This window comes from Sphingorhabdus sp. (genome assembly GCF_046596595.1).
In the GTDB taxonomy this organism is placed as follows: domain Bacteria; phylum Pseudomonadota; class Alphaproteobacteria; order Sphingomonadales; family Sphingomonadaceae; genus Sphingorhabdus_B.
Map to the genome: position 1 here is coordinate 1 of NZ_JBKJMB010000116.1, position 25,220 is coordinate 25,220.

Annotated in this window: 31 protein-coding genes; 18 read left to right on the forward strand and 13 right to left on the reverse strand. The window is 55.0% G+C overall.

What is annotated here, in order from left to right; all coding sequences use genetic code 11:
• A partial coding sequence (gene queG / locus ACLL9E_RS11210; RefSeq protein ID WP_411291816.1) for a tRNA epoxyqueuosine(34) reductase QueG occupies positions 1-761 on the reverse strand: 761 nt, incomplete at its 3' end.
• A gap of 46 nt (positions 762-807) precedes the next feature.
• Between queG and ACLL9E_RS11215 the strand changes: the two genes are divergently transcribed.
• From ACLL9E_RS11215 to msrB, 4 genes are all read left to right on the forward strand, one after another.
• The gene (locus tag ACLL9E_RS11215; RefSeq protein ID WP_411291817.1) at positions 808-1,740 is read left to right on the forward strand and encodes an ABC transporter ATP-binding protein; all 933 of its coding nucleotides are present in this window, start codon (positions 808-810) and stop codon (positions 1,738-1,740) included.
• On the forward strand, positions 1,737-2,963 hold the full coding sequence (locus ACLL9E_RS11220) for an ABC transporter permease (protein WP_411291818.1): 1,227 nt from the start codon (positions 1,737-1,739) through the stop codon (positions 2,961-2,963). Before ACLL9E_RS11215 ends, ACLL9E_RS11220 begins: the two co-directional genes overlap by 4 nt.
• Positions 2,964-3,054: 91 nt before the next feature.
• Entirely contained in the window at positions 3,055-4,335 is a 1,281-nt protein-coding gene (locus ACLL9E_RS11225) for a cytochrome P450 (RefSeq protein WP_411291819.1), read from the forward strand.
• 59 nt (positions 4,336-4,394) lie between these two features.
• Positions 4,395-4,877 (forward strand): peptide-methionine (R)-S-oxide reductase MsrB, encoded by a 483-nt coding sequence (msrB, locus tag ACLL9E_RS11230; protein WP_411291820.1) that lies wholly within the window; start codon positions 4,395-4,397, stop codon positions 4,875-4,877.
• Positions 4,878-4,906: 29 nt separating this feature from the next.
• Here msrB and ACLL9E_RS11235 read toward each other — a convergent pair whose 3' ends face one another.
• Positions 4,907-5,560, reverse strand: a complete 654-nt coding sequence (locus tag ACLL9E_RS11235; protein WP_411291821.1) for an ankyrin repeat domain-containing protein — start codon at positions 5,558-5,560, stop codon at positions 4,907-4,909.
• A gap of 56 nt (positions 5,561-5,616) precedes the next feature.
• On the opposite strand from ACLL9E_RS11235, the gene ACLL9E_RS11240 reads away from it, so the two are divergent.
• The 4 genes from ACLL9E_RS11240 to ACLL9E_RS11255 are packed head-to-tail and all read left to right on the forward strand — an operon-like array spanning position 5,617 to position 7,557.
• Positions 5,617-6,237, forward strand: coding sequence for an SCO family protein (locus ACLL9E_RS11240; RefSeq protein ID WP_411291822.1), 621 nt, complete (start codon positions 5,617-5,619; stop codon positions 6,235-6,237).
• 1 nt (position 6,238) lies between these two features.
• Positions 6,239-6,673: a YcgN family cysteine cluster protein gene (locus ACLL9E_RS11245; RefSeq protein WP_411291823.1), complete on the forward strand. Its 435-nt coding sequence runs from the start codon at positions 6,239-6,241 to the stop codon at positions 6,671-6,673.
• Entirely contained in the window at positions 6,630-7,364 is a 735-nt protein-coding gene (locus ACLL9E_RS11250) for a M48 family metallopeptidase (protein ID WP_411291824.1), read from the forward strand. Before ACLL9E_RS11245 ends, ACLL9E_RS11250 begins: the two co-directional genes overlap by 44 nt.
• A 19-nt stretch (positions 7,365-7,383) precedes the next feature.
• Positions 7,384-7,557, forward strand: coding sequence for a DUF1272 domain-containing protein (locus ACLL9E_RS11255; protein WP_411291886.1), 174 nt, complete (start codon positions 7,384-7,386; stop codon positions 7,555-7,557).
• Positions 7,558-7,563: 6 nt separating this feature from the next.
• Here ACLL9E_RS11255 and ACLL9E_RS11260 read toward each other — a convergent pair whose 3' ends face one another.
• Positions 7,564-8,274 carry a hypothetical protein gene (locus ACLL9E_RS11260; protein WP_411291825.1) on the reverse strand — a complete coding sequence of 237 codons (711 nt, stop codon included), beginning with the start codon at positions 8,272-8,274 and terminating at the stop codon, positions 7,564-7,566.
• 92 nt (positions 8,275-8,366) lie between these two features.
• Positions 8,367-9,647: a phosphoribosylamine--glycine ligase gene (gene purD, locus ACLL9E_RS11265; RefSeq protein ID WP_411291826.1), complete on the reverse strand. Its 1,281-nt coding sequence runs from the start codon at positions 9,645-9,647 to the stop codon at positions 8,367-8,369.
• Between purD and xseA the strand changes: the two genes are divergently transcribed.
• From xseA to ACLL9E_RS11280, 3 genes are read left to right on the forward strand one after another with little or no spacing between them, the layout of a single operon-like run.
• On the forward strand, positions 9,646-11,055 hold the full coding sequence (gene xseA, locus ACLL9E_RS11270; RefSeq protein WP_411291827.1) for an exodeoxyribonuclease VII large subunit: 1,410 nt from the start codon (positions 9,646-9,648) through the stop codon (positions 11,053-11,055). The genes purD and xseA overlap by 2 nt on opposite strands.
• 44 nt (positions 11,056-11,099) lie before the next feature.
• Positions 11,100-11,303 carry a DUF2093 domain-containing protein gene (locus ACLL9E_RS11275; protein ID WP_411291887.1) on the forward strand — a complete coding sequence of 68 codons (204 nt, stop codon included), beginning with the start codon at positions 11,100-11,102 and terminating at the stop codon, positions 11,301-11,303.
• Positions 11,304-11,307: 4 nt separating this feature from the next.
• Positions 11,308-12,186, forward strand: coding sequence for a M23 family metallopeptidase (locus tag ACLL9E_RS11280; protein ID WP_411291828.1), 879 nt, complete (start codon positions 11,308-11,310; stop codon positions 12,184-12,186).
• Positions 12,187-12,191: 5 nt separating this feature from the next.
• Here the strand turns inward: ACLL9E_RS11280 and ACLL9E_RS11285 are convergent, their stop codons facing one another.
• A complete protein-coding gene (locus tag ACLL9E_RS11285; RefSeq protein ID WP_411291829.1) occupies positions 12,192-14,423 on the reverse strand; it encodes an EAL domain-containing protein in 2,232 nt (743 codons plus the stop codon).
• A 241-nt stretch (positions 14,424-14,664) separates the two neighbouring features.
• On the opposite strand from ACLL9E_RS11285, the gene ACLL9E_RS11290 reads away from it, so the two are divergent.
• Entirely contained in the window at positions 14,665-15,108 is a 444-nt protein-coding gene (locus ACLL9E_RS11290) for a response regulator (RefSeq protein WP_411291830.1), read from the forward strand.
• Between the two features lie 8 nt (positions 15,109-15,116).
• Here the strand turns inward: ACLL9E_RS11290 and ACLL9E_RS11295 are convergent, their stop codons facing one another.
• A complete protein-coding gene (locus ACLL9E_RS11295; RefSeq protein WP_411291831.1) occupies positions 15,117-16,568 on the reverse strand; it encodes a sensor histidine kinase in 1,452 nt (483 codons plus the stop codon).
• A gap of 321 nt (positions 16,569-16,889) precedes the next feature.
• Here ACLL9E_RS11295 and ACLL9E_RS11300 point away from each other — a divergent pair, with 321 nt between their 5' ends.
• Positions 16,890-17,345, forward strand: coding sequence for a ferritin-like domain-containing protein (locus tag ACLL9E_RS11300; protein ID WP_411291832.1), 456 nt, complete (start codon positions 16,890-16,892; stop codon positions 17,343-17,345).
• A gap of 282 nt (positions 17,346-17,627) precedes the next feature.
• Here the strand turns inward: ACLL9E_RS11300 and ACLL9E_RS11305 are convergent, their stop codons facing one another.
• Complete coding sequence (locus tag ACLL9E_RS11305) at positions 17,628-18,410, reverse strand: response regulator (protein WP_411291833.1); 783 nt, start codon at positions 18,408-18,410, stop codon at positions 17,628-17,630.
• Between the two features lie 304 nt (positions 18,411-18,714).
• Here ACLL9E_RS11305 and ACLL9E_RS11310 point away from each other — a divergent pair, with 304 nt between their 5' ends.
• Genes ACLL9E_RS11310 through ACLL9E_RS11325 form a run of 4 tightly spaced genes read left to right on the forward strand, consistent with a single transcriptional unit; the run spans position 18,715 to position 21,915 of the window.
• Entirely contained in the window at positions 18,715-18,813 is a 99-nt protein-coding gene (locus ACLL9E_RS11310; protein ID WP_411291888.1) for a NepR family anti-sigma factor, read from the forward strand.
• A complete protein-coding gene (locus tag ACLL9E_RS11315) occupies positions 18,810-19,421 on the forward strand; it encodes a sigma-70 family RNA polymerase sigma factor (RefSeq protein WP_411291834.1) in 612 nt (203 codons plus the stop codon). The genes ACLL9E_RS11310 and ACLL9E_RS11315 overlap by 4 nt, the downstream gene beginning before the upstream one ends.
• A gap of 29 nt (positions 19,422-19,450) precedes the next feature.
• Positions 19,451-21,166 carry a sensor histidine kinase gene (locus ACLL9E_RS11320; protein ID WP_411291835.1) on the forward strand — a complete coding sequence of 572 codons (1,716 nt, stop codon included), beginning with the start codon at positions 19,451-19,453 and terminating at the stop codon, positions 21,164-21,166.
• A gap of 20 nt (positions 21,167-21,186) precedes the next feature.
• Positions 21,187-21,915 (forward strand): Crp/Fnr family transcriptional regulator, encoded by a 729-nt coding sequence (locus ACLL9E_RS11325; protein ID WP_411291836.1) that lies wholly within the window; start codon positions 21,187-21,189, stop codon positions 21,913-21,915.
• Between the two features lie 76 nt (positions 21,916-21,991).
• Here ACLL9E_RS11325 and ACLL9E_RS11330 read toward each other — a convergent pair whose 3' ends face one another.
• Together ACLL9E_RS11330 and ACLL9E_RS11335 are read right to left on the reverse strand one after the other, a co-directional pair.
• Positions 21,992-22,276: a hypothetical protein gene (locus ACLL9E_RS11330; RefSeq protein WP_411291837.1), complete on the reverse strand. Its 285-nt coding sequence runs from the start codon at positions 22,274-22,276 to the stop codon at positions 21,992-21,994.
• A 21-nt stretch (positions 22,277-22,297) separates the two neighbouring features.
• A complete protein-coding gene (locus tag ACLL9E_RS11335) occupies positions 22,298-22,567 on the reverse strand; it encodes a GlsB/YeaQ/YmgE family stress response membrane protein (protein WP_411291889.1) in 270 nt (89 codons plus the stop codon).
• 187 nt (positions 22,568-22,754) lie between these two features.
• Here ACLL9E_RS11335 and ACLL9E_RS11340 point away from each other — a divergent pair, with 187 nt between their 5' ends.
• Positions 22,755-23,165, forward strand: a complete 411-nt coding sequence (locus ACLL9E_RS11340; protein WP_411291838.1) for a hypothetical protein — start codon at positions 22,755-22,757, stop codon at positions 23,163-23,165.
• A gap of 125 nt (positions 23,166-23,290) precedes the next feature.
• Here the strand turns inward: ACLL9E_RS11340 and ACLL9E_RS11345 are convergent, their stop codons facing one another.
• From ACLL9E_RS11345 to ACLL9E_RS11360, 4 genes are all read right to left on the reverse strand, one after another.
• On the reverse strand, positions 23,291-23,470 hold the full coding sequence (locus tag ACLL9E_RS11345; protein ID WP_411291839.1) for a hypothetical protein: 180 nt from the start codon (positions 23,468-23,470) through the stop codon (positions 23,291-23,293).
• The gene (locus ACLL9E_RS11350; protein ID WP_411291840.1) at positions 23,470-23,592 is read right to left on the reverse strand and encodes a hypothetical protein; all 123 of its coding nucleotides are present in this window, start codon (positions 23,590-23,592) and stop codon (positions 23,470-23,472) included. The genes ACLL9E_RS11345 and ACLL9E_RS11350 overlap by 1 nt, the downstream gene beginning before the upstream one ends.
• Positions 23,593-23,663: 71 nt before the next feature.
• Positions 23,664-24,650 (reverse strand): DNA topoisomerase IB, encoded by a 987-nt coding sequence (locus ACLL9E_RS11355; protein ID WP_411291841.1) that lies wholly within the window; start codon positions 24,648-24,650, stop codon positions 23,664-23,666.
• 15 nt (positions 24,651-24,665) lie between these two features.
• Positions 24,666-25,121 (reverse strand): CHRD domain-containing protein, encoded by a 456-nt coding sequence (locus ACLL9E_RS11360; protein ID WP_411291842.1) that lies wholly within the window; start codon positions 25,119-25,121, stop codon positions 24,666-24,668.
• Between the last annotated feature and the right edge of the window lie 99 nt (positions 25,122-25,220).

The window sequence follows — 25,220 nt, forward strand, 5'->3', positions numbered from 1 at the left end:
TTATTCCATGGGCACACCGCAAGGCAGTCATCACAGCCATAGATATGATTGCCCATCAGGGGACGTAACGCGCGGTCGATCGGGCCTTTATGCTCAATCGTAAGGTAAGAGATACACCGCCGGGCATCGACGCGATAGGGCGCAGGGAAAGCGTTGGTTGGGCAAATGTCCTGACAGGCCTGGCACGACCCGCAATGGTCGTCTTCGTCTGAACTGGGTTCAAGCTCTGCCGTTGTGTAAATCGCACCCAGAAACAACCAGCTGCCATGGTCCCTGCTGACGATGTTACTGTGCTTGCCTTGCCAGCCGAGCCCAGCCGATTGTGCCAGCGCCTTTTCCATTACGGGCGCAGTATCCACGAAAACTTTGACGCCAGCGCCTGCTTCATGCGCCAGCCAACCGGCGAGCCGCTTAAGCGCGCCCTTAACCACATCGTGATAATCGCGCCCTTGTGCATAAACCGAAATGCGCGCGCGCGTGTCTTGGTCTGCAAGCGCCATCGGGTCTTGCGGCGGCGCATAGCTCATCCCCAGCATGATTACCGATTTCACTTCCGGCCATAAAATATCGGGGTTTGCGCGCTCCTCAATCCGGCTTTCCATCCATAGCATGTCGCCATGGCGGCCTTCTTCCAACCACTGCCGAAGCCGCTCGCCTGCCATCGGCGCAAGCCGGCCAGGCGCAATGCCAAAGGCTACGAAACCCTCAGACTTCGCCCTATCGTGCAAAGAATTAACCAGATTTGTCTTGTCTCTCTTCACGCACCAACCCTATTCAGCACCGAGTATTACTCCGGGGCACTTCAGAATGTATGCAATAGAGGCAAAGGGACTATTAAAGCAATTCGACGGCTTTCGCGCTGTCGATGGCGTTGACCTGAAAATCCCCGAGGGCAGCATTTTTGGCATATTGGGCCCCAATGGTGCGGGCAAGACGACGATGCTTCGGACATTGCTTGGCATCATTGACCCCGATGCTGGCACACGCACATTGCTTGGCTCCGACCGGCCGATTTCGCAATCGCGCAACGTGGGGTATCTACCGGAAGAACGCGGATTATATCAATCGATGCGCGCAGTGGACACCATTGCTTTCATGGGCGCATTGCGCGGCCTGTCGCTCAAGGACGCAGCCCAGAAAGGGCGTGCTTTGCTTGAAGAGGCTGGCCTTGGCTATGCCGCTGACCGGCAAATCCGGCAGCTATCGAAAGGCATGGCGCAGACCGTTCAGCTGATGGGCACCATCGTTCATGATCCAAAGCTTATCGTTCTCGATGAGCCTTTTTCGGGGCTCGACGCGCTCAACCAGGCCAAGCTGGAGAAAATGATCCGCGCGCAGGCCGCAAAGGGCGTCACCGTCATTTTCTCGACGCATGTCATCGCACATGCGGAGCGGCTCTGCGAGCGCATCGCTATCATAGCCAAGGGCAAAATCAGCTTTGACGGGCTTGTGTCGGAGGCGCGAGATCGTTTGCGGCCTCAGGTCCATCTGGAAACCGAAACGCTTGATGGGCCGTGGCGTAAAGCTCTACCCGCAGACACACAGGCACAAGGGCATTATTGGCATTTTACCTTGCCGGAAACCGGCGTCGAGCCGCTATTGATTGCCTTGGTTGAAGGCAAAGCAGGCATTAAGTCACTGTCAATCGAGCGACCCGGCTTGCACGATGCCTTTGTGGCCATCGCAGGCGAGGCCGTTGCCGCCGAAATGGACGATGCAGCCGAAGGAGAGGCGAAATGAAAGAGATTTTCCGCGCAGCTTTCGTCATCGCCCGCCGTGATTTCACCGCGATTATTTACTCCAAGGCGTTTATCTTTTTCCTGCTTGGGCCATTTTTCCCGGTGCTCGTAGGTTTTGCCGCAGGCAATCTGGGCGGCCAGATCGCAAAAGAAGTGTCGCAGCCCGTTGTCGGCATTGCGATGGCCAAGGCGGATTCGGAAAAAATCCTCGCTGCCCGAAGTGCGCTTTCAAAGACATTGGGCGCGCGCTATTTTGCCGAAATGACCGTCGTCGGTGACGCCGCGGCGGAAGGCAAAAGTGCAAAGGAATATTTGCAGAAAAAGTCCGATAATCTCAGCGTTGTAGTGACAGGGACACTCGCCAAGCCGGTAGTAACCGGCACGGCCAATACCATCGAACGCGAACGCGCGGACATTGAGCTGTTGGCCGGTTATGCGCAAAGCGGCGGCAATGTGAAACTGCCTACCGCAACACCGGACATCGTCATCGAAAGCGCGAATAATGACAAGCAACTGCGCACCATTACCGCGCAAGGCGGCCAGATTTTGGTCTTTTTCCTGACGATGCTGCTTGCTGGCATGGTGTTGTCCAATTTGGTGGAGGAGAAATCCAACAAGATCATCGAAATATTGGCGGCTTCGATCCCGATGGAATCGGTATTCCTGGGCAAATTGTTTGCCATGCTCGCCATGGCGTTACTGGGCATATTGGTCTGGACCACCCTTGGCGCTATTGGCTTTGTTGCAATCGGCCCAAATCTGCCGAGCTATCCGACCCCTGCGGTGGGATGGCCCATGTTCATCGGGCTGTGCTTCACCTATTTTATCATGGCCTATCTGATGTTGGGCGCGTTGTTCCTAGGCATCGGCGCGATGGCCGCCACGGTGCGCGAGGTGCAGACCATTTCCATGCCCGTCACTATGGCGCAGTTGATCAACTTCTTCTTTGCGTCTTATGCCCTGACCAAGACCGGCGAGCCCATGGAAAAATTCGCCGCAATATTTCCCTTCAGCTCGCCATTTGCGATGATCGGACGCGCCGCGCTTGAGCCGACTTTGTGGCATCATGGCGTGGCCATAATCGGCCAGATCTTGTTCGCGGTCCTGTTGTTGCGGCTGGGTGTTTATCTGTTCAAGAAAAATGTCATGAAGTCAGGAAGCGCTGGCCGCATATCAGAAGAAGGCACCCGCAAATTATTTGGCTTGATAAAAGTACGCGGGTGAAGCGGCGACAGGCAAAATAAGTTGCGGTTCGAAACTGGATTGACATTTCTGTCAGTAATGGCAGTTTCGCGGCCGAGAGGAGTCGACGAAAATGGCAACTGCCCCCCTGATCGAGAACGATTTACTGCCTTGGGAAATCAACCAAGCCCCGCATCGTTGGGATGTGACCAAAGCGGATATTTACCTTGAGGATCGTTGGCATCCCATATTCAAGGAAATGCGCGAAAAGGCACCGATCAACAAGATCGAAGGCTCTGACTTCGGCAGCTATTGGAATGTCACGACGCTAAAGGCGATTCAGCATGTCGAGGCGCTTCCCGATGTCTTTTCATCTTCGTTCGAACATGGCGGCATCACGCTTATCGATGATAACGCGCTTGAAGAGCCCATCCCCGAAGACCAGAAAGTGGTCATGCCGATGTTCATTGCGATGGACCGCCCCAAGCATACCGAAGAACGCCGCGTCATTGCGCCTGCATTCACGCCCGGTGAAATGGAACGGATGTCGGGCGACATCCGCCGCCGAACAAGCGAGTTGCTGGATTCGCTGCCGGTAGGGCAAAGCTTCGACTGGGTCGATCTCGTATCGATTGAACTTACGACGCAAATGCTCGCATTGTTGTTCGATTTCCCTTGGGAAGATCGGCGCAAGCTCACCGAATGGTCCGATTGGGCTGGCGACGTCGAATTGTTCCGCACTGAAGAAACGCGCAAAGCCCGGCTGGCCAAAATGTTCGAAATGGGGGCTTATTTCCAGCATTTGTGGGAAGAACGTAAAAATAAGGGCCAAGCACCCGACCTCATCAGCCGGATGATCCATTCGCCGATGAAGGACATGACCCAGTTTGAGTATATGGGTAATCTGATCTTGCTCATCGTGGGCGGCAACGACACGACGCGCAATTCGATGACTGGCTATGCCTATGGCCTGCACAGCTTTCAGGACGAGCGTGAGAAGCTGGAAAAGAACCCTGCGTTCATCACCAACGCGGTCAGCGAAATTATCCGTTGGCAGACCCCGCTCGCGCACATGCGGCGTACGGCGACGCAGGACTATGATCTTTATGGTGCGCCCATCAAGGCAGGGGACAAGATTGGGTTGTGGTATCTGTCCGCCAACCGCGATGAAACCGTCTTTAACAATCCCGACAAGCTGATCGTCGACCGCGAAAATGCACGGCGTCACCTTGCATTTGGTTATGGCATCCACCGCTGCGTGGGCGCACGGCTTGCCGAACTGCAAATACGCATCTTGCTTGAAGAAATGGCTGCGCGGCGTTTGCGACCCAATGTGGTGGCTGAACCGGAGCGCGTTGCCGGTTGCTTCGTCCATGGTTATCGCAAGATGGATGTGGAACTGTCGCGTTATTGATGTGAAACTTTCTGCGTGCTGCGGCGTATCTCTTGGCAGAGTTTATTAAGGAACATGTCATGAAGCTGAGCAAACGCAATTTCCTATCCTTCGCAAGTGCGGGGGCCGCCGCGTTCATCTTCGGTTGCGGCAAGGATGCGACGGCAAAGGTCAATTTCGCGGTCACATATAGTGATGCCGAATGGCAAAAGCGTCTGTCGCCTGCGGCCTACCGCGTCTTGCGCCAGGAGGACACCGAACGACCGTATACGAGCCCGTTAAATGCCGAAAAGCGTAAAGGCACATTTGTGTGTGCCGGATGCAAGACGCGGCTATTTTCGTCTACGACCAAGTTTGAAAGCGGAACGGGTTGGCCAAGCTTCTACGCGCCCCTCGCCGCCGGAGTAGGCACGAAAACCGACTATAAAATTGGTCTCCCGCGCACTGAAGTGCATTGCGCACGTTGCGGCGGGCATCTTGGGCATGTGTTTAACGATGGCCCAAAACCAACCGGCAAACGCTATTGCATGAACGGTGTCGCGATGAAATTTGTCCCCGGCTGATTAGGCTGGGCACCAAAAGCGACCGCAAATTATTTTGGGGTGCCGATTCCTGAAAAATCGAGCTCGGCAGGTTTTTTGGCGGCGTCGTTTTTGCCATGGTTTTCGATAATGGCGGCAATTGATGATGCCCGCCCATCCTGCTTTGCATAATCGCGCGCCGAATATCCTGCCCTGCTGTCCGTTTTATCCGGGCTGGCACCTGCCTTTAACAGCGCACGCACCGCCTCTGCGTTACGAAGCTGTACAGCCAGAATAAGCGCGGTTTCGCCTGCACGATTGGTCTGATCGACCTGCGCTTTTTTGCGAACGAGCCAGTCAATTCCATCGATATAGCCCAATTGTGTTGCGAGCATCAGCGGGGTGGTCCCCTTTTTATCCGACAGGTTAGGGTTTGCGCCTTTTTGAAGCAAATAACCAAGCCAAGTAGAATCGCGGCGCTCTATGACGATGTGCAGCGCCGTTTCGCCAGTCGTGCCGTCGCGCGTGTTGATGATGACAGACCCCGGTTCTGACAGAAACTTTTCGGCCTCTTCGCCCTTGCGATCTTTCACCGCTTTCAGAAAATTGTAGCTATCGGAAAACTGCGCCATAGCAGCAGGGGAAATCACACCCACCGCCGCAGGCACCATAAGTCCAGCGCCAACGCAGAGAAAAAATGTCTTTTTCAACAGAATCTGCCCCATCTTCGTTTCCAATTTGCTTGATAACTGCGCCTTAGCAGACCATGTCTGGCCCCGCTATGAACAAAACTCCGCTTTTCGCTCTGTCCGCCCTGCTTTTTGTCGCTGGGTGCAACTCCACACCATCGCAACCGCCGTTGAGCGAAGCCCCGTTGGCAGGTGCAACAATTGGCGGCGACTTTTTGTTGACGGACCAGGACGGCAAAAAACGCAGCTTCAAGGAATTTGATGGGGCGTACCGGATCGTTTATTTTGGCTACACCAATTGCCCCGATATTTGCACGCCCGACATGCAAAATCTGATGGCTGGCCTTAAAGCGTTTGAGAAGAAAAACCCTGAGCTGGGTGCAAAAATTCAGCCCATTTTTATTACCGTCGACCCCTCGCGCGATACGAGCGCGGTGCTGAAGCAATTTGTCCGCGCCTTTCACCCGCGTGCCATTGGCCTGACTGGTACTGAAGCTGAAATTACCGAAACAACCAAGAAGTTCGCCATTTATTCAAGCCGGGTCGAAGGCAGCAGCCCGGAAAACTATCTGATGAGTCACAGCCAGACGCCTTATTTGATGGGTCCGAGCGGCGAGCCATTAGCCCTTATGCCGGCAGACGTCCCCAACACGGATGAGAATGAGGGCGCGCCCGACAAGGTTGAGGCGGAACTTGCCAAATGGGTCCGCTGATTTGAAGGATAGACCCTTTTGGCAGGCCCCGATTGAAAGCCTCGATCGTGCGCAATGGGAGGCATTGTGCGACGGATGCGGCAAATGTTGCCTGAACAAGGTTGAGGACGAAGATACCGGGCGCATTTACCCGACCAATGTTGCGTGTAAATTGCTCGATTTGCGAACTTGCCAGTGCGCCGATTATCGCAACCGGCGGGCCATAGTCCCCGACTGTTTGCGGCTAACGCCCGACAAAATCGACGATTATGTCTGGCTCCCGTCCACCTGCGCCTATGTACTGCGTGCAGCGGGCCAACCGCTGCCCGAATGGCATTATCTTGTCAGCGGGAGCCGTGAGACTATTCATGACGCTGGCATGTCGGTCAAAGGACGCGCTATATCGGAAATACATGCTGGGCCACTTGAAAACCATATTGTCGAACAGCCTCTCTGATCCACAGGTGGATATTGAAGGAGAGAGCGTGCCTGTGCGCATTCACCGCAACCAGCGTGCAAAGCGAATTTCCATGCGCGCCGACGCAGTAAAGCGCGAAATTCGCATCACAATGCCGCATTATACCCCCACAAACGCCGCGCTCGATTTTGTGTACAAAAAACGACAGTGGATCGCCACGCGACTGAACAGCGGGGCAGATGCCGCACCGATCGCGCCAGGGAGCGAAATTGCTGTGGCAGGTGAAGCGCATGTCATCGAATGGCGCGAAGAATGGCCGCGTACCATCGCATGCATGGAGGGCACAATTCGCCTGGGTGGTCCTGAATCTTCCGTAGAAGCCCGCATCTTGCGGTGGCTTAAGGCAGAGGCTCGGCGGATATATACAGAGGAAATCGCGTATTTTTGTGAAAAGGCGAATGCGCAAACGCCACGCTTGTCGCTTGGCGACCCGCGCAGTCGGTGGGGGAGCTGCTCCAGCCTCGGCACTATTTCCTTAAGCTGGCGCTTGATCATGGCCCCTGCTTTTGTGCGGCGCTCGGTGATCGCGCATGAGGTAGCGCACATCCGCCACATGAACCACAGCGCCGAATTTTATGCGTGGCTCGATACGCTATATGACGGCAACCGGAAAACCGCTGACCAATGGCTTAAAATGCATGGCACAGGGTTGCAGCGCGTCGGCCGATAAGGAGAAGCACATGCTCGAAATGCGTGACAGTTGCGAAAGATGCAAAACACCGTTGCCAATGAACAGCGGCGACGCGATGATTTGCAGCTACGAATGCACATTTTGTGCGCCCTGCGTAGCTGGCCCCTTAAATGGACATTGCTCCAATTGCCACGGCGACCTTCAGCCAAGGCCAAAGCGCATTAAAAAATGACCAGCTTTAGCCCTTAACGCCGCCGCCCAGCGCGCCATATTTTGACTCAAAACCGGCGATGTCGCCAGCGGCAAGCAATTGCGCCTGATCGACCCAATTGTCGCGTTTAATACGGCCAGCAAAGGCTCCAAGTTTGGCATCAATCTCGGCCACGTCAGCCTCTGTCCAACCCGCCACCTGCGCAATGCTGGTCACGCCAAGCGCCTGGAGTATGCTTGCGACCTTTGGACCAAGACCCTTCAACACTTCAAGATTGTCAGGAATGGATACTGCTGGCGCAGGCTTTGCTGCCTTGGGCTTGACCACCTTGGGCTTGGCCGCCGCCACAGGTGCAGCCATTTCGGCGACTGGTGCTATTGGCGCAGCTGCCTTGGGTGCTGCTGTTTTGGGGGTCGTTGTCTTGGGTGCAACTGGCTTTGCTGTCGGCGCCTTCTTGGTGGCTGCTGCCTTTAAAGGTGCCTGAACCTTCGCCTTTGCCGTCTTGGTCGCAGGCGCTGGGTCGTCCATCAATTTGGGGGCTGTCGGGGCCACGGGGGAAATCGACGCAGCGGGCTGCACCACGGGTGGCGCGGGGACTGCTTTGGGTGGCGCAGGCGGCGGTGCAACCTGATCAGACCCGCTGTCCGTTTTTTTGATGCCATCGAGCGCGATTAGCCACCATAATAAAATCGCGATGATAAGCACTGCGCTGATGATTACAGGTAAATAGCCCGACATATTTTCTTCCCCAAAAACCCCAGTATCCCCATCGAACTACGCAATTTTACGAAGGCATGAAAGCGTTAATCGCCAGCCGGAACGATTGCCGACTATGGCGCGCATGATGCTGCCTCGCGCTTGACTTCACGCCAGCCAATGTCTCTGCGGCAAAAGCCGTCGGCAAAATCGATGCAGTCGACTGCGGCATAGGCAACAGATTGCGCGTCCGTGACCGAAGCGCCAGTCGCCGTTACGTTCAACACGCGCCCGCCCGCCGCGACCAGTTGTCCATTTACTTCGGCGGTGCCTGCATGAAAAACCTGCGCGCCTGTCACAGCGGCCAGATTTATGGTTCCCCCCTTAACGGGGTGCGCCGGATATCCCTTCGCCGCCATGACCACCGTCAATGCCGCTTGTGATGAAAAAACAGGGATTTCTGCTTGCGCCAATCTGCCAGTCGCAACGGCCAACATCAATGCGGCCAAATCGCCTTCAAAACGCGTCATCAGAACCTGACACTCCGGGTCACCAAAGCGCGCATTATACTCAATCAGCTTCGGCCCTTCGTCAGTGAGCATCAGGCCAGCAAACAGCACGCCCGAATAAGGCATGTCATTGGCGGCCATATAAGCAACAGTTGGCGCGATAATGCGCTCCATAACTTGCGCCTGTAGGTCATTATTTAGCACAAAAGCAGGCGAATACGCCCCCATCCCACCGGTATTGGGTCCAGTGTCGCCATCGCCGACGCGTTTATGATCCTGCGCCGAACCAAAGGCGACCACGTCGCGCCCGTCGGTCAGAGCAAAGAAACTGGCTTCCTCGCCCATCATGAATTCTTCGATGACCACCGACGCGCCAGCATCGCCAAAGCCGCCGCCGAACATATCCTCGATGGCTTCCTCTGCTTCGGCGCGCGTTTCGGCGATAATAACGCCTTTTCCGGCTGCGAGGCCATCGGCCTTGATGACATAAGGCGCGTCAAACGCATCGAGACCAGCGCGCGCAGATGCCTTGCTATCGTGTCGGGCATAGCCAGCGGTTGGAATGCCTGCTGCGGCACACATATCCTTGGTAAAGCCCTTCGACCCTTCCAATTGCGCTGCTTTCTGGTTGGGACCAAAGACCGGGATGCCCGCGTCGCGTAAGCTGTCACCAAGGCCGCTAACGAGCGGTGCCTCAGGACCTACCACAACCAAACCGATGTCATGGCCAGCGCAAAAGGCGATGACGGCGGCATGGTCGGCGATGCTGAGTTCCACCAATTCGGCCTCTTGCGCGATCCCGGGATTGCCCGGCGTGGCAAAGAGTGTATCGCAACTTGGCGATTGCGCGAGCTTCCACGCCAGCGCATGTTCGCGACCGCCCGAACCGATGAGCAAGATATTCATGTCCGCAAATGACCCCTTCGAAACCGCTGACCCGCAAGTTGCCCGCCTGTTAGCCGAGGAGCGCCCCGGCGACAATGCCCAGCCGATGAGCGTGTCGGAACTGTCGTTTGCGCTCAAGCGTACCGTTGAAGACAGGTTTGGCCATGTCCGTGTCCGCGGCGAGATATCGGGTTTCAAGCGCGCGGCATCAGGGCACATCTATTTCAGCATGAAGGATGACAACGCGCGGCTTGATGCCGTGATGTGGAAAGGCGGCGTTGCGCGGCTTCCTTTCGCGCCAGAGGACGGGCTTGAGGTTGTCGCCACGGGCAAGCTCACGACGTATGCCGGTCGCTCCAATTACCAGATCGTTGTGGAGAGCCTTGAGGTCGCGGGCGAAGGCGCAATGATGCTTTTGTTCGAAAAGCTGAAGGCGCGGTTGGCAGCCGAAGGTCTTTTTGCGGAGGACCGCAAGAAGAAGCTGCCTGCGCTGCCGCGCACAATTGGCGTGGTCACATCGCCGACCGGCGCAGTCATCCGCGACATATTGCACCGCCTTGCCGACAGGTTTCCGACGCACGTGATCGTCTGGCCTGTATTGGTCCAGGGTGAAGGTTCGGCGGCGCAGATTGCACGCGCAGTAACCGGTTTTTCCAATATGCCTGATGATGGGTCTGTCCGCCGTCCCGATCTCGTCATTGTTGCGCGCGGTGGCGGCTCGATAGAGGATCTGTGGGCGTTTAATGACGAGTCAGTGGTGCGCGCGGTCGCCAATTGCACGATACCCATCATTTCGGCGGTCGGGCATGAAACCGATACGACCTTATGCGATTTTGCCGCTGATTTGCGCGCCCCGACGCCAACCGCTGCCGCTGAAATCGCGGTGCCGGTGCGCAGTGAACTGATACAGCGCGTCGGCCAATTTGGCCTGCGCATGTCAAATTGTGTCCGCAAGCAGGTCGACCTGGCCGCTGAACGGCTACAAGCGCAACGGCGACTCATGCCGCGCCTGGCCGACCTCGCCGCGCCGCATCAACAACGCACCGACGACCTTGCTGAACGGCTGCGTCAGTCACTTCGTACCCGCGTTGGCCGCGCTGAAATCGCCTATTCCGGACCAGCGATGATGCTGCACCCGCGCCTTTTAAGCAGGCGCGTCGAGCAAGGGCAGCAACGGCTCGATGCACTGACCCGGCTTGCGGGCAGCCTGCATCCCGAAGCACCTTTGAAACGCGGCTTTGCGCGCGTCACCGATGCAGAAGGCAAGACCATTATGACGCGAGAGGCGGCGGTGAAGGCAGGTGACGTTACCTTGCGCTTTGCCGATGGCGAAGTTGGCAGTACAGTTCAGGGAGGCGCTGCACCCCGACCGGCCCTGCTTAAGCCAACAAAGCCGGCAGTCAATCAAGGCAATTTGTTCGACGGCTAATTCCGCGCATTGCCCATGACGCAGCGATGCGCCATAATGGAGTCATGTTGATGTCCTCCAAGAACAAAGTCGCCCGCCTCCATTACATGGCCAACAGTTTCCGGCTGCTCACCGCAGGCGACCATGTCGTTTGCGCTGTGACTGGCCAAGCCATTGCGTTGGAAGAACTGCGCTATTGGAGCGTCATCAAACAGGAACCTTATGTCAGCGCCGAGGCGTCGACGCGCGCGGCCTTGTCCAAAGGCTAGGCGATTGCACCGTAGCTTCCGGGTGCTTCTGACTATCCCCGCTCTCATTCTTGGTATTCGATTTGCGTTTGTCCCGGTTGCAGCGCAAACGGTGCCAATAAAGCAGGCAAGTGCCACGCAAGCAGAAGCCGATCTCTGGATGTCTGGCACCGCGGTTCAAGGTGGCCTTGTTACGGCCCGCGCACCCAATGGCACACGCGCTGTGTTTTTGAATGATGAGGAACTGGCGCTTGGCAGCGACGGCATATTCCTCATGGGCTTTGACCGCGACGCCGATATGCAGGCACGCGTGGTTTTTGTGCTTGATGACGGCCGCAAGATCGAGCGGCAATTTGCCGTCGCACCGGGCAATTGGCGGATCGAAAACGTGTCAGCCAATCTCACCGGCGGTGCGAAAACGTCCGCTGAATTTCAAGCCAGACGCAGCACGGAACTTGCGCGGATTAACGCCGCGCGCGCGATCCGCAGCGACACCACCGGATGGCGGCAGCAATTCATTCGACCCGTATCAGGGCGTATATCTGGCCTGTTTGGCGCGCAGCGCATCTATAACGGCACCCCAAGCAGCTATCACAGCGGTATGGATATCGCGGCGTCCAATGGCACGCCGTTTGTGGCGCCCGCGGACGGCGTTGTCATACTATCAGCGGCCGATGTGTTCACTTTAGAAGGCCATTTGTTGATGATCGATCACGGGATGGGCCTGAACAGTGCCTTTTTGCATAGCTCCAGACTGCTTGTAAAAGAAGGCGATGTTGTAAAACAGGGTCAGGTCATTGGCGAGGTCGGCGCAACTGGCAGGGCGAGTGGGCCACATTTGCACTGGGGGTTGAAATGGAACAACGCCCGCATTGATCCAAAGCTGCTGATACCCTCAAATTAAGCTTTTTAGCCTGCTTTCCAGTCATTGACTGTGCGGAACACGGGAAGCGCGCCCCTATGGCTATCGCCATTACTGGGTGAGTGCGCGCCCAAGGATAAAAATGCAGCCGACGATCCCGCAGCGGCAATCATATGAGGCGACACCCGCCGATTGGTGCACAGTCCGCCGTTTCCGTCGTTGACGAGCCGTTCTTCAAATTCCACGCCTTGCTGCGATCCGGTGGAACGAACGACAGTCGACACGGCCAATTGTCCATCACCGAAATCCAGAACGAACTTGGTTCCGACGGGAACGTCGTAAATGCCGTCGATGAGTGCGCCAGTCGCCGACAGGCTACGCAATACGATATCGTAGCAATGATTGTCGTGAATGGCTGCAATCTTGCGGAACATCGCATAACGATCGCTCCTCTGCACCGCTGGGCCAGTTGGTTCGATCGTCCAATCGCCATCTGAACAATTTGCAAGCAAAGTTTCATTGTCCACCGGTTGGCTGTAGACGTAACCTTGCACATGACTAACGCGCAGGTCGCGGGTCAGCGACAACTGATCAATCGTCTCGACGCCCTCCGCCGTGGTTTCCATATTGAGTGCCTCGGCCAAGGCAACAATAGCCGCAATAATCGCGCTATTGCGTGATCCGGGCACGGTTGCGCCCCGGACGAAACTCTGGTCAATTTTGATCTTGTCGAAGGGCGCATTTTTCAAATAGCCGAGCGATGAATAACCGGTTCCAAAATCATCCAGCGCCAGCCGCACACCGATTTTCTTCAGCGCCGCAAAAATGCTGTCCGTATCAGCGGAGTCCTGAAGAAAGACGCCTTCGGTAATTTCGAGTTCCAGCTTCGCTGGCGGTAGCCCACTGGTTGCAAGGACATTCTCAATGGCCTTCGGGAAAGACCCGTCGGCGAATTGAACAGGCGAAACATTCACCGCTACCTTTAACTTGCCTGGCCAATGCACCGCCTCTGTACATGCCCGCTGCAATGCCCAAATGCCAAGTGCGCCAATCAGGTCAGTTTCTTCGGCTATCGGAACGAACAATGACGGCGATATCAGCCCGCGTTCAGGGTGGTTCCAACGCAACAGTGCCTCAAAGCCGGAAACTACGTTGGATTTGGAATCGACGATTGGCTGGTACGCCAGTTCCATCTCGTTGTTGGCAAGTGCGTCGCGCAAATCGCTTTCAAGTATCCGGCGTTCTTCGGCTGCCTGAAGCAAGTCACTTGAATAAAAGCGGAATCGCCCGCGTCCGCTTCCCTTTGCTGCATAGAGCGCCAAGTCAGCGTTACGGATCAAGTCCTCAGTGCCTTGCCCGTCGAACGGACTCACGGCAATCCCGACTGACGCGCCGATGATACAACGGAAACCGTCTACCGAATAGGGTTGCGACAAGTTACGGATAATCTTGTCGGCCAAATCGCCCAGCGCACTTCGGTCTTCGACGTCGGGCAAGATAATCTGAAACTCATCTCCGCCCAGCCGACTTATCTTTTCCTTGTCGCCAACTGTCTTGACCAATCTTTCGGCGACCTGTTTCAACAAGGTATCGCCGGCAGGATGGCCGAGCGTCTCATTAACCTGCTTAAACCGATCAAGGTCGATCAACATAATAGCACAGGCACGCGTTTGCACTTTGAAGGCAGACAAGGTTGCATCAAGCAGCTTTGACATATTCAACCGGTTCAAAAGCCCCGTGAGCGTATCATAGGTCGCCAGTTTGGAGGTGTCTTGCGCCGACCGACGCATATTGGTGATGTCGGTGCCGCTACCGCGATACCCGGCAAAATTGCCAGCCCGATCGCGAAAGGGCCTTCCTGAAACCGACCACCAAACTTCGTCACCATCGGCCGCAGCTTGCAGTAGCAAATCATCAAACTTTGACTGCTTGGTCAGGATAAATGGAAGCGTACGCTGACTTGCATCATTCTCGACTCTGCTGAAAAGATCGAGAAACGGTTGAGAGCATATTTCGGACGGTTCTTTCTTTAAAAGTGTAAGAACCGGGGGGCTTAGATAGGTAAGAAAGCCACGAACATCGGTCGCCCAGAACCATCCGCGGCCGCTTTCTTCAAAGTTGCGGAGTAAGGATTGGGCTTCCTCAGGTGAACCAAATCCGTCAGGACCACCCACATCCATGTCGGCTTTAGAAGATGTCCAACGTTCCAAAAACCGGCGGGCCCCACCTTCCGGTGTAGTAGCACTTCGGGACGTTTCCCTGGCAGGTTTTGCTGGCATCGCTGATCGCTTCTTTCGTGTTCCCAACGGACTTAGCAACATCGTCTTGCTGAAAGGTAAACGACGGCAATGCACGTAAGATAATGGCTTATGTGCGCTTTATTGGGATAGAAATATGCCTTAAAGAATACCCGCCATTCACATCAAACCCGGTACGCAATAGGTGTAATGCGATGGATGGCGGGAACCATTTTCAACGGAACGGTTTTAACCTTCGTTAGAATAACCGAAGAGTGTACCCATGGGCAAAACAATCCTGATCGTAGAAGATGAATTCCTGGTCGCGCTAAATCTAAGCCGCACCTTATCGGCGCTAGGATTTGAAACTGTCGGCATTGCACCTGATGCCAAAACGGCGTTGCGTTTGGCGCATGAAATGCCGGACTTTGCGCTTGTGGATGTCAATTTGCGCGATGGCGAAACCGGTCCCGACATCGGCAAAATGTTGGCGCAGGAATATGGTGCCGCCGTGTTATTCCTCACCGCCAATCCGGCCAGCCTGGGCGAAGGTATAGATGGCACTATAGGCTGTATTTCCAAACCCGTGGACGAGGTTCAAGTCGAGAACGCCCTTGATTTTCTCGTTGATTTTTTGAGTGGAAAGGCTGTTACCCCGCCTTCTGCATTGCGCGTTTTTCCAAAGAGCAGCGCGCAGGCAGGGGGCAGCGCCGCCAATAGCTTTTAGCTATGATTTCACAAATGCGCCGTTGGCACGGTCATGACTACTCTTAAGCCGGAATGATTCCAGAAACGCTCGATCCTTCCGCTCAATTGACTGGTGATACCGATTTCGGACAATTGTGTCCCAAACCCCGTTCGCTCGGGTGCCGAGTCCACAGGGAGTCCGCCATTCTCTGTCCATGATATCGTAACCTCGTCCGCGCGGATTTCGGTTTCTATCCGCACGTGACCGTCTTGCGTTGCCAACGCTCCGTATTTCATCGCATTTGTCGCAAGTTCGTGGATGACAAGTGCAATCGGCGTTGTGCTACGTTCCCCCACATCGGTGTCGGTTCCGCTGATAATATAGCGGGCCTTGCCGTCCATATCATAAGGTTTCAGGATTTCGTTCAACAAACCGTGCAGCGTGCCAAAGTCATGCCCGGGGTCTGACAAAACACTATGTGGGCGCGCGAAGTTATGCGCGCGTCCCAAGGCTGAAATCCGCCCCGCAAGCTGCTTTGCGAAAGTCGCGGTTGGTGCGTCTTTCGGCGCCGACAACCCGATCAGGCCAGCCACCACTGCGAAGATATTTTTTATGCGATGGCTCAGTTCTTTGGACATCAATTCGGTACGTTCGGCGATCAATTTGCTTTCATGAATGTCGGTGTAGGTACCGATCCATCGCAAAACATGACCATGCTCATCGCGCACCGGAAGCGCCCTGCCCAACGTCCAGCGATATTCCCCGCTTTCATGGCGCAGGCGGTATTCGATTTCATAATCTTGGCCAGTGGCAAGACTTTCGTGCCATTTTGCAGCGACAGCTTCGCGATCATCTTCATGGAACTTGTCCATCCACCCGGCGCCATGTGTTGCGCCATAAGGCGTGCCGGTACAGGCATACCAGCGTGCATTATAATAATCGTGGAACCCGTCTGCCCCCGTCGACCAGACCATCTGGGGCAGTGCATCGGTGAGCACCCGGAATTTCGCCTCACTGACCGCCAGGGCTTCCTTTACGCTGTTCTCGCTGTCGAATTCGGTGTTGGTTCCAACCCACCTCACCACATTGCCATCTGCGCCAAGCACGGGAACGATCCGCGTCAAAAACTGACGAAATAGCCCATCGGCACCGCGCAATGGAAACGTCATTTCGAACGCTTCGCCCTCGCTGATGGAATGCTTCCACTGTTCAACGACCCTCGGCAATTCAAGCGGATCGTGCACAGATTGCCAACCCCAGCCCTCCATCGATTCGGGTGTAGAGCCACAATAATCGTGCCAACGGCGGTTGTACCAATAGATATAACCGTCTCCGCGCGCCATCCAGCATAAGGCAGGGATCGCATCAACGATCAGTCGATAGTCATCGTGTCCGACAGAGGCGGGCAAATCCGCGCTGGATATATCGACAGATGTGATCGGCGTTTGCCAATATTCATGGTTCACCGTCACCGAAGATTTGCGATTTTCATGAATCATATATTGTATTTCTATTCCATCGAGAAACGGTGGCGACTGTCCTTGTCAGTAAGCAGCGTCCAGTTGATATGACATGTTCCGATACGCGAGGGATATACCGCAGGTATATTCACGCCAGATGAACAGCCTTGTATCCAGACTTCAGATGGCAACGCCTGAATCCCGCCATGGTTCCCGGCCAGAAGATCCGCCGTTGCAGTAGCCGCATGAACGTCCCAAAAGCGACTTGGATGTGACCGTTCCCTGCCGAAATTGACGGCGCTGAAACAATTGCCATGGCCGTGCGTTGAATAGATGCAATACCATATAGGAGACAAAATCATGGACGCACGTAACCACGACATTGCAACAGTAAACGATCTGATCAAGACCACCATCGACAGCGTCGACGGCTACAGGTCGGCGGCAGAAGACGCTGACAGCAACCAGTTTCAGTCTATCTTTTTCGAACGCGCGAACGAGCGTCAACACGTCGTTGAGGAACTTCGCCAGCATGTTGTTGCCCTCGGCGGCGATGCACAGGATGACGGTTCGCTTTTGGCCGGTGCGCATCGGGTTTTCATGAACCTGCGTGATGCGGTTACAGGCAGGGATGACCAAGCCGTTATCGCAGAAGTGGAACGCGGCGAAGATCACATCAAAGCCAAGTACGAGACCGCTTTGCAAGACGGCGAACTCGGCACCGACACGCGCGCACTCATCAGCCAATGTTTTGATTCAGTCAAATCAGGACATGACCAGATGCGCGACTTGAAAAACGGTATGACCGCCTCTTAATCCAAAGACGGATAATCGCCCCCAACGGGGTCCGCGACGCCAAGATACACAATAGGCTCCATTGCATCTTGCAATGGGGCCTATTTTTTCATGCATAACGCTCGTTTGCGCGCGCCCAAACAAAAACACCCCGGCGGTTAAGCCGGGGTGTTAGGGCGCTGGTCTAGGGGGGGGAGGGCGACCAGCTGGTCGAAATCAACTTTACGTTTTTCCCGACCTAAAATGTCGTTGGGAAAAAGTGAACGCGACTGCGCGCACATTGTTCCCGAAGTTTCCAAAAAATTATGCAGCTTTTGAATCTACATCCACATCGCGGTGCATCAGCAACGCCTGCCCAATAGTAGCAATGACCGTCTCAGGTTCAAAAGGCTTGGTTATCAGATAAGTAGGCTCCGGGCGTTCACCCGTCAGCAAACGTTCCGGAAACGCCGTGATGAAAATCACAGGCACCGTTTGTTCGGCCAAAATATCTTTTACGGCGTCAATTCCGCTAGAACCGTCGGCAAGGCTGATATCTGCAAGCACCAACTCGGGCCGTTCATCGCGGGCCTTGGCAACCGCTTCAGCCCGAGTGCGCACGATCGCAATTGCTTCGTGGCCAAGACTTTCGACAATCTGCTTAATGTGCAGTGCAATGATTGATTCATCTTCGATAATCAAAACGCGCGCCGACAATGCGTCTTCGATCGCGCTGCGTGCGGCCTGCACATGCTGGCTAACGTCGTCTTGCGAAATGCCCAATATCGCCGCGACATCAGTTACAGTAAAACCCTCAACGGTCGACAGCAGCAGGCTTTGGCGGCGCTTGACAGGAAATTCGGCGATAACGCCGCTGCGCCCGCGCGATTCAAGCGGAGCGATCATTTCACTGTTCCAGATACGATGAAAGGTTCTGAACAACTCGGTCTTCACCGGCGCTGTCTCGTCCCATTCTTCGGGAGCCTCCAATAATGCTTCCAGTGTCTCCCGCACTGCGGCGTCACCGAGTGATTGCGACCCGGTCAATGCACGTGCGTAACGCCTAAGATATGGCAATTGCGATGCCAGTTGCTGCCTAAATGACATAGTTGCTCCCTTTGCTAGCAAAACCCATACGCCCGAAAAGCAATTTTGTTCCCACTGCATGGAACAATATCATCTTTTGCGGCTTTTATCGCCTATGAAAAGATATCTTCTTCCGCCGAAATTGTGGTATTAAACAATGGGCATAACAACAAATTATGGTCACCCGGGGTCGGGCTCCTTTCCGAGCGCGTGGAACGAGGGGGAGGATCACTTGGGAAATAAAAGGCGTAACAAGCAAGCTGATGACAGCTTGAGCGGGGCTATGGACCCGGAATTTGATTCGCTTACAGCAGCGTTGCGGCAAATGCATGACAGCATCGCGAACGAGCCCGTTCCTGACGATTTTTTGGATCTTCTGGACCAAATCGACGCCAAATTTTCGGCCCATAAGAAATTTTCATGAGCGCCCAGCCAGTGGAATCACGCCTTAAGGAAAATCAGCGCGACGCTTCCGATGATTTTCGGGCCCAGATGGTTGCGCTTATTCCTTCGTTACGTGCGTTTGCCCGCGGTCTGTGTGGAAACCGTGAACTGGCAGACGATCTTGCCCAGGAAGCGATGATGCGGGCATGGGCGGCACATGAAAGCTTTACCCCCGGCACGAATTTCCGCGCATGGATGTTTATGATCTTGCGTAACCAGTTTTACACGACAATGCGGAAAAATTCGCGGATGACAAGCTGGGACCCGGAAGCCGCAGAACGGTTGCTGGTTGAGGCACCGCCCCAGCAGCATCATATCCATATGACCGACGTTGAAAAAGCATTGCAGAAACTACCCGCCGAGCAGCGTGAAATCCTTATGCTCGTAGGCGCAGGTGGTGCCAGCTATGAAGAGGCTGCCGAAATTACGGGTTGTGCCATTGGTACGGTCAAAAGTCGCCTGGCACGCGGCCGGGTCGCGCTAGCGGCGTTGATAAACGGGCCAGACGAGGTTGCGTTGAAAAAGCCTAGTTCCAAGTCCTTGCAAGGCGACGTCTCCCGCCGTGCAAACCCCACCCCAAGCATTTGACGGAATTTTTCCAGCAGCCGGGAAATTAAGTGCAAAGTTTTCGACCACTGACCATGCGCCAAGGGCTAATTCTTGTCGTTTTTGCGGCCTTGCTGCCGGTCGTTATCGCAAGTTTTTTTCAGGGTCTGTCGACTTTGGAAAATACCCGGAAACTGGCGTTCGAACGGCTTAGCGGCACAGGGCGCGCGGTGGCGGAACGCCAGCGAGACCCCTTTGTGATTGCGCAGCATTTGTTGCTTGCCCAAGCAACCAACCAGGACGTGCGTGGTATTTCCAATCAATGTGATGGCGCATTGCGAGCCTCCTTAAGCAACTATCCCCCTATCGCCAACATTGCGCGCACTGACGCTGAAGGCAATGTGCGCTGCTCGGCGATACCCTTTGTTGGCAAGGTGAATCTCGCGAATGAACCATGGTGGCAACGCGGCGTCAAAGCCGACAGTATGACCATCACCAGGTCGCCGATATATGGGCCTATCGCCAAACGTAATGTCCTGTTCCTGATTCTGCCGCTGCGCAAGAGCGGTGGACAACCTGATGGGACTTTGACCGCAGCAATCGACGTCGGTTATCTGCGCCAAGCCCTGAACCAGGCGCCCCTAAGCAATGCAGGTGCCATCGCCATTGTGACGCGTGATGGAAAGATTGTTGCTAGCGGTAGCCGACCGCTGGCTTTCAAGCCCGAATTGGGTTCGCGTCAAGACCAACCGATCGAGGCACGCACAGCCAGCAGCAGGGAATGGATATATAGTATACACAGACTATACAGTTCAGACCTTTTTATTGTTTACGCGGAACCACGCGAAAAACTCATGGCGACCGCTGTCTCCCAAGTGCGTGCCAGTATATTATTGCCGTTAATATCCATCCTACTTGCTACGCTCGCCATCTGGGTCGGCACCAACCGTCTTGCCCTGATTTGGTTGCGCGAATTACGCAGCGTGTCAGGCCGTTTCGCCAAAGGCGACTTCACCGGTGATCGAGGCCGGTTTGAACGGGCACCGGAAGAAATCGCCGCATTTAGCGAAGATTTGCACAGCATGGCTGACGTCATTGATCGCCGTAACAATGACCTCACTCAAGCATTGGAGGCAAAGAGCCTGCTGACCCGTGAAGTTCACCACCGCGTCAAAAACAATTTGCAGATTATCAACAGCCTCCTGACGCTTCAGTCGGGTCGTGTGCGCGAATCTGCCGCGAAAGCCGCATTGTCGCAAACACGTGCACGGATCAGCGCACTGGCGCTCATCCACAGACTTTTATATGAACAGGACAATGGTTACGAAAGCGGCGAAGTCGCAATCGATAACCTGATGACCGAGCTCTGCACGCAGCTGCGCGGTTCCAGCAGGTCGATGCCCAATGTTGAACTGAGCTGTCGCGCCAGCAATTTCCCCGTGCCCATCGATTACGCCGTGCCGCTCACGTTATTTGTAGTCGAGGCCGTGACCAATGCGTTTCGCCATGCCTTCCCCGCAGGAACACGGGGCGTGGTTGTCCTCGAATTTCACCTTGATGGCGGCATTGCGACGCTCGAAATTTCGGACAACGGCCAAGGGTACATCGTCAACGACGAAGCTGGCCAAATGGGAACCGAACTCATGCGCGGCTTTGCTACCCAGGTTGAAGGCACGCTTTCGATTGCCAGCGAAGAAAGCGTGGGCACACACGTGCAATTGAAATTCCCTCTACCAAATACGCCCATTGAACCTTCCGCGCTGCCGGAAAGTGCACCCGTTTCATAAGCAATTGTAAGGATCGATGCGTGTCGGGTACGTTTCTCATTCGCAAACTGAATGCTTTTCTTCCGCTGCGGGCAGATGGCGAAAGCGCCCTTGAAGCTTTGGCTTCGAAACGCGTCAAATCGCTTTTGCGCGGCCATGACATCATCAGCGAAGGGGAAGATCCGAAAACCGTCAACCTCATCGTCGACGGCTGGGCTTGCCGGTACAAAATACTCGAGGACGGCAGACGCCAGATTTTGGCATTTTTCGTACCGGGCGATCTTGCCGACCTGCATGTCTACATATTGGATGCAATGGACCACTCGATTGGGTCAATCACGCCGTTGCAATATGCCATGTTCAAGCCGACTGAGTTTGAAAAGCTCGGGGACGAACACCCCCGTGTCCTTCGCGCCTTGTGGTGGGATTCACTACTGATGTCTTCCATCCAGCGCGAGTGGCTGGTGTCGGTCGGACAAAGAAGCGCAGTCGAAAGTCTCGCACATTTGGCCTGCGAATTGTTCCTGCGACTGAAGATGGTTGGCCTTGCCGAAAATGGTCTGTGCCGGTTTCCTCTGACCCAGTCCGACATCGGCGATGCTTTGGGCATGACGCAGCCTCATGTCAGTCGGACGATCAAGGATTTAAACGCAACTGGCGTCGTCACGATCCAACGAGGGACGCTGCGCGTTCACGATTTAAGCGGTCTTCGCACGCTCGCTTTGTTCAATCCTAATTATCTGCATCATTTATATCAGGCGGCAATTTAGCCGTAGGCATCGACCAAATAAAAAGGGCCCGGCAGTTTCCTGACGAGCCCTTTATTATCACGTAAAAGAACCGTTTTTAGTTCATTTTGTCCGCGTTGTCTTCCATGGCATCGGCCTTGGCTTCGCCTTGTTCGCGAACCACTTGGGCTTTATCTTCCATGTTGTTTTCAGCAGCAGAATCAACGCCATCAACCTTGGTATCCATGGTGTCAGCCTTGTCTTCCATCGCATCAGCTTGCGCTTCGGTCGAGTCACGAACGGCATCAGCCTGGTTTTCTTGCGCGTTTTCCGCACCTGAATCACAAGCGCCAAGCGTGGCAAGCGACAACGAAGCCGCAAGAATCATAATGGACTTTTTCATAAGTTATTCCCTCTTTAATGTTTAGCGGACACGGCCGCGACGGAACATGTTGACGATCGCCAACAGAACGACTGCACCCAGGAACGAAGCGATCAAAGAACGGATGTCAAAATTTCCGCTCGTAATTGGCGCGCCACCGATCAACGGGGTGATAATAAAGCCTGCTAAAAAGGCACCTACAATGCCAACGATGATATTCAAGAATATGCCTTGTTGCCCATCCGTGCGCATTACGATGCTGGCCAGCCAACCCAAAATGCCACCGACGACCAGAATGATAATGATGTTCATGTTAATTCTCCCTTTCAGAGTGCGAGGGAAAACATCGCTCATCCCAAATGGTTCCCATATTGCTCGATGATCGTCCATGTGAGCAAATATGGCGTTGTTCAGAGGAACATGCTCCGCGTCTGCATTGTTAACTGTTTTGAACAGCATTCCGGCATTCAAGCCGGTAATTGTGGAAAGTGAACAGAAAATGGCGCAACCAGAAAACGACAAAAAATCGACCAGTGCTTCGCTCAACAACAACGGGTCCAAACAAAGCGCGAAATCCGGCAAGGGTGGTGGCAAACGTAAATCGACATCAGAACTTCCGGGCTGGTTAGTTCCGTTTGTATCGCTGGTGAGCGTTGGTGCAGCAGTAGGCGCAGGATTGTACGCGACGCGGGACAAATGGCTGCCAAAAACCGATGAATATGGCGACGACTTCGCGGCTGCCTTTGCCCACAATGAAACCGACGCCGAAAATTTTGATCAGACACGCCATGCAGGTTCGGACTCGATGCGAGATAACCCCGGTGATGACTGGAGTGAAGTCGACGATATGTCCGACGCTTCGTTCCCGGCAAGCGACCCGCCATCCTTTACGCCCGGCACTGCTTCCTGAGCGGTGATGCGGCGAACATACTCCCTCAGGCGGTGCGATGGTCAGTTGCACCAGCGTGACCATGTATGAGGATCAACGGATGAGAAAAAGAGGCCGCCGGTGCGAACACCAGCAGCCTCTTCTTTTTAATTGAGCAGTTCCGAGGCCGGCGGCGGCGACTCTACCGGCGTTTCGTCCGGCATGCCGCCGGGATAATCAATATCGCCCTGATCCGGTGTCACTTCATCGGGGGTTGTGCCGGGCACCTCATTGGGCGGGCTGTAGGGCTTTGGATCAGGATCACCAAAATCTTGCACATTTGTCATCAGATTACTCCCAGATAGACGGCGATCATTGCAATCACCGCGAGGACCAACGAAACTGCTAGAACATAACGCACGCCCATGCCGGTCTTACCGGCGCGGGCGTCTTCTTTTTTAATTATCATGCAGTTTGCTCCTTATTGCGTTTGCTCAAGGATAACGCGGCAAACGCTGCTTGGTTCAACTGCATACTGCGTTAAGCGGCATCAGGGGCAATCAGCGCCATTAAGCGTTGCTCGGCAGCGATATGCCCCTTTGTTCGGCGTATGTTGAGCGCAGATATTGTCTCTGCCGCAACGGGCGTCGCGACTAGGTCGAGGATGGCTGGATGGACATAGCTTTTACGCGCAATCGCTGGCGTGTTCCACAGCACGCACGATGCCGCTTCGCAGGCAATACGGATGCTTGGCTTCTTTGCCTTGCGCACCGCTTCCAGGGCGGCAACGCTGCCATGCCAGGTGCGAAACATCTTGGCGCTGATATGGTCAACGCCTGTCCGGTCCTTTAGCCAGGCATTGACGTCACCGCTGTCCAGTGGATGCACTGCGCCGTCCGCCCCGATATATTGAAACAGCCGCTTGCCGGGCAAATCATGGATTTTCTCCAGGATCCGCTGAAGCCTTTTGTCAGTGACGCTGCACCGCACCTTCTTGCCGCCCTTTGCCGTATATTGCAGCTTCAGCCGGTCTTTATCATAGCGGATATTCCGCAACATCAACGTGGTTGCGCCCTGGCTGGTGCGCGAACGGCCACCGATCCGCATGGCAGTATGGTCAAGCAACCGAATGACCGCTGCAATCGCCACCTCTTTTGCAAAGACGTCGCTTTTCTTGGCCCCGGCTAATGTGGATTCCACCACACGGCGGACTTGCGGCAACGCGACTCCAAAGCTGTGTAGCTTGTCGAACTTCGCCCCGCTGCGCGCTTCGCTCCACAAGGCATGGTAACGATATTGTTTGCGATTGGCCTCATCCAGACCCGTTGCCTGAATATGGCCATTTTCATCGGCGCATATCCACACGTTGCGATATGCCGGCGGCACTGCCAGCGCCCTTATGCGCTCCAGTTTAGCCTTGTCGCTGATCGTCTTGCCGCTGGCATCGACATAGCTAAAGCCTTTGCCGCGCCGAACGCGTGCAATGCCGGGTTCGCTATCCGAAACGTAAACCAACCCGGCATGCATGTTACTTCGTAATACTTAGTAGAACTGGCCGCGAATGGCACCATTCGGGAATTCGGACGTGTTAACTTGGATGTAATACGCGCCTGATGCGCGCTCAGCGGAATCTTCCAGCCATTCGGTCCGGCCAACGCAGTTTTTCCAGCCGCCTTCATTGGCTCTGCGCATCTGGATAACCGCCCGACCTTTCACACCCTTGCCGCCACGATAAATCGCGGCTGAGGTGATTTCGCCAATGCCGCGTACATCGTTAAGGTCGTAGCAAATCTGGTTGGCTTCATCGGATACTGATAACTCTGCCTTCGCATAGCCATCGGTGTCACCGCGCATGCCAACGATCTCGGCGCCCGTCAGACTAGCGCGCTTGGTTTCCGACGTTGCTTCCGCGACGGCTTCTTCGACCGTAGCGCAGCCGGCCAGACCAACCGCGAGCAATGGAGCTAAAATGCCAATCTTTTTCCAATTTTCTTGCATATTTCGCATCCTCAAGTTCCTTTTTATGTTTGTTTGTTTTTTCCTGAACTGATTGCCAAAACCTGAGACGGGCATGAATGTTCCGGCCACGTAAGCGCT

Coding starts and splice junctions, on each gene's coding strand:
- ACLL9E_RS11215 (WP_411291817.1), top strand. CDS start 808: ATGTATGCAATAGAGGCAAAGGGACTATTAAAGCAATTCGACGGCTTT.
- ACLL9E_RS11220 (WP_411291818.1), top strand. CDS start 1,737: ATGAAAGAGATTTTCCGCGCAGCTTTCGTCATCGCCCGCCGTGATTTC.
- ACLL9E_RS11225 (WP_411291819.1), top strand. CDS start 3,055: ATGGCAACTGCCCCCCTGATCGAGAACGATTTACTGCCTTGGGAAATC.
- msrB (WP_411291820.1), top strand. CDS start 4,395: ATGAAGCTGAGCAAACGCAATTTCCTATCCTTCGCAAGTGCGGGGGCC.
- ACLL9E_RS11235 (WP_411291821.1), bottom strand. CDS start 5,560: ATGGGGCAGATTCTGTTGAAAAAGACATTTTTTCTCTGCGTTGGCGCT.
- ACLL9E_RS11240 (WP_411291822.1), top strand. CDS start 5,617: ATGAACAAAACTCCGCTTTTCGCTCTGTCCGCCCTGCTTTTTGTCGCT.
- ACLL9E_RS11250 (WP_411291824.1), top strand. CDS start 6,630: ATGCTGGGCCACTTGAAAACCATATTGTCGAACAGCCTCTCTGATCCA.
- ACLL9E_RS11255 (WP_411291886.1), top strand. CDS start 7,384: ATGCGTGACAGTTGCGAAAGATGCAAAACACCGTTGCCAATGAACAGC.
- ACLL9E_RS11260 (WP_411291825.1), bottom strand. CDS start 8,274: ATGTCGGGCTATTTACCTGTAATCATCAGCGCAGTGCTTATCATCGCG.
- xseA (WP_411291827.1), top strand. CDS start 9,646: ATGTCCGCAAATGACCCCTTCGAAACCGCTGACCCGCAAGTTGCCCGC.
- purD (WP_411291826.1), bottom strand. CDS start 9,647: ATGAATATCTTGCTCATCGGTTCGGGCGGTCGCGAACATGCGCTGGCG.
- ACLL9E_RS11275 (WP_411291887.1), top strand. CDS start 11,100: ATGTTGATGTCCTCCAAGAACAAAGTCGCCCGCCTCCATTACATGGCC.
- ACLL9E_RS11285 (WP_411291829.1), bottom strand. CDS start 14,423: ATGCCAGCAAAACCTGCCAGGGAAACGTCCCGAAGTGCTACTACACCG.
- ACLL9E_RS11290 (WP_411291830.1), top strand. CDS start 14,665: ATGGGCAAAACAATCCTGATCGTAGAAGATGAATTCCTGGTCGCGCTA.
- ACLL9E_RS11295 (WP_411291831.1), bottom strand. CDS start 16,568: ATGATTCATGAAAATCGCAAATCTTCGGTGACGGTGAACCATGAATAT.
- ACLL9E_RS11300 (WP_411291832.1), top strand. CDS start 16,890: ATGGACGCACGTAACCACGACATTGCAACAGTAAACGATCTGATCAAG.
- ACLL9E_RS11305 (WP_411291833.1), bottom strand. CDS start 18,410: ATGTCATTTAGGCAGCAACTGGCATCGCAATTGCCATATCTTAGGCGT.
- ACLL9E_RS11310 (WP_411291888.1), top strand. CDS start 18,715: ATGCATGACAGCATCGCGAACGAGCCCGTTCCTGACGATTTTTTGGAT.
- ACLL9E_RS11315 (WP_411291834.1), top strand. CDS start 18,810: ATGAGCGCCCAGCCAGTGGAATCACGCCTTAAGGAAAATCAGCGCGAC.
- ACLL9E_RS11330 (WP_411291837.1), bottom strand. CDS start 22,276: ATGAAAAAGTCCATTATGATTCTTGCGGCTTCGTTGTCGCTTGCCACG.
- ACLL9E_RS11335 (WP_411291889.1), bottom strand. CDS start 22,567: ATGAACATCATTATCATTCTGGTCGTCGGTGGCATTTTGGGTTGGCTG.
- ACLL9E_RS11340 (WP_411291838.1), top strand. CDS start 22,755: ATGGCGCAACCAGAAAACGACAAAAAATCGACCAGTGCTTCGCTCAAC.
- ACLL9E_RS11345 (WP_411291839.1), bottom strand. CDS start 23,470: ATGACAAATGTGCAAGATTTTGGTGATCCTGATCCAAAGCCCTACAGC.
- ACLL9E_RS11350 (WP_411291840.1), bottom strand. CDS start 23,592: ATGATAATTAAAAAAGAAGACGCCCGCGCCGGTAAGACCGGCATGGGC.
- ACLL9E_RS11355 (WP_411291841.1), bottom strand. CDS start 24,650: ATGCATGCCGGGTTGGTTTACGTTTCGGATAGCGAACCCGGCATTGCA.
- ACLL9E_RS11360 (WP_411291842.1), bottom strand. CDS start 25,121: ATGCAAGAAAATTGGAAAAAGATTGGCATTTTAGCTCCATTGCTCGCG.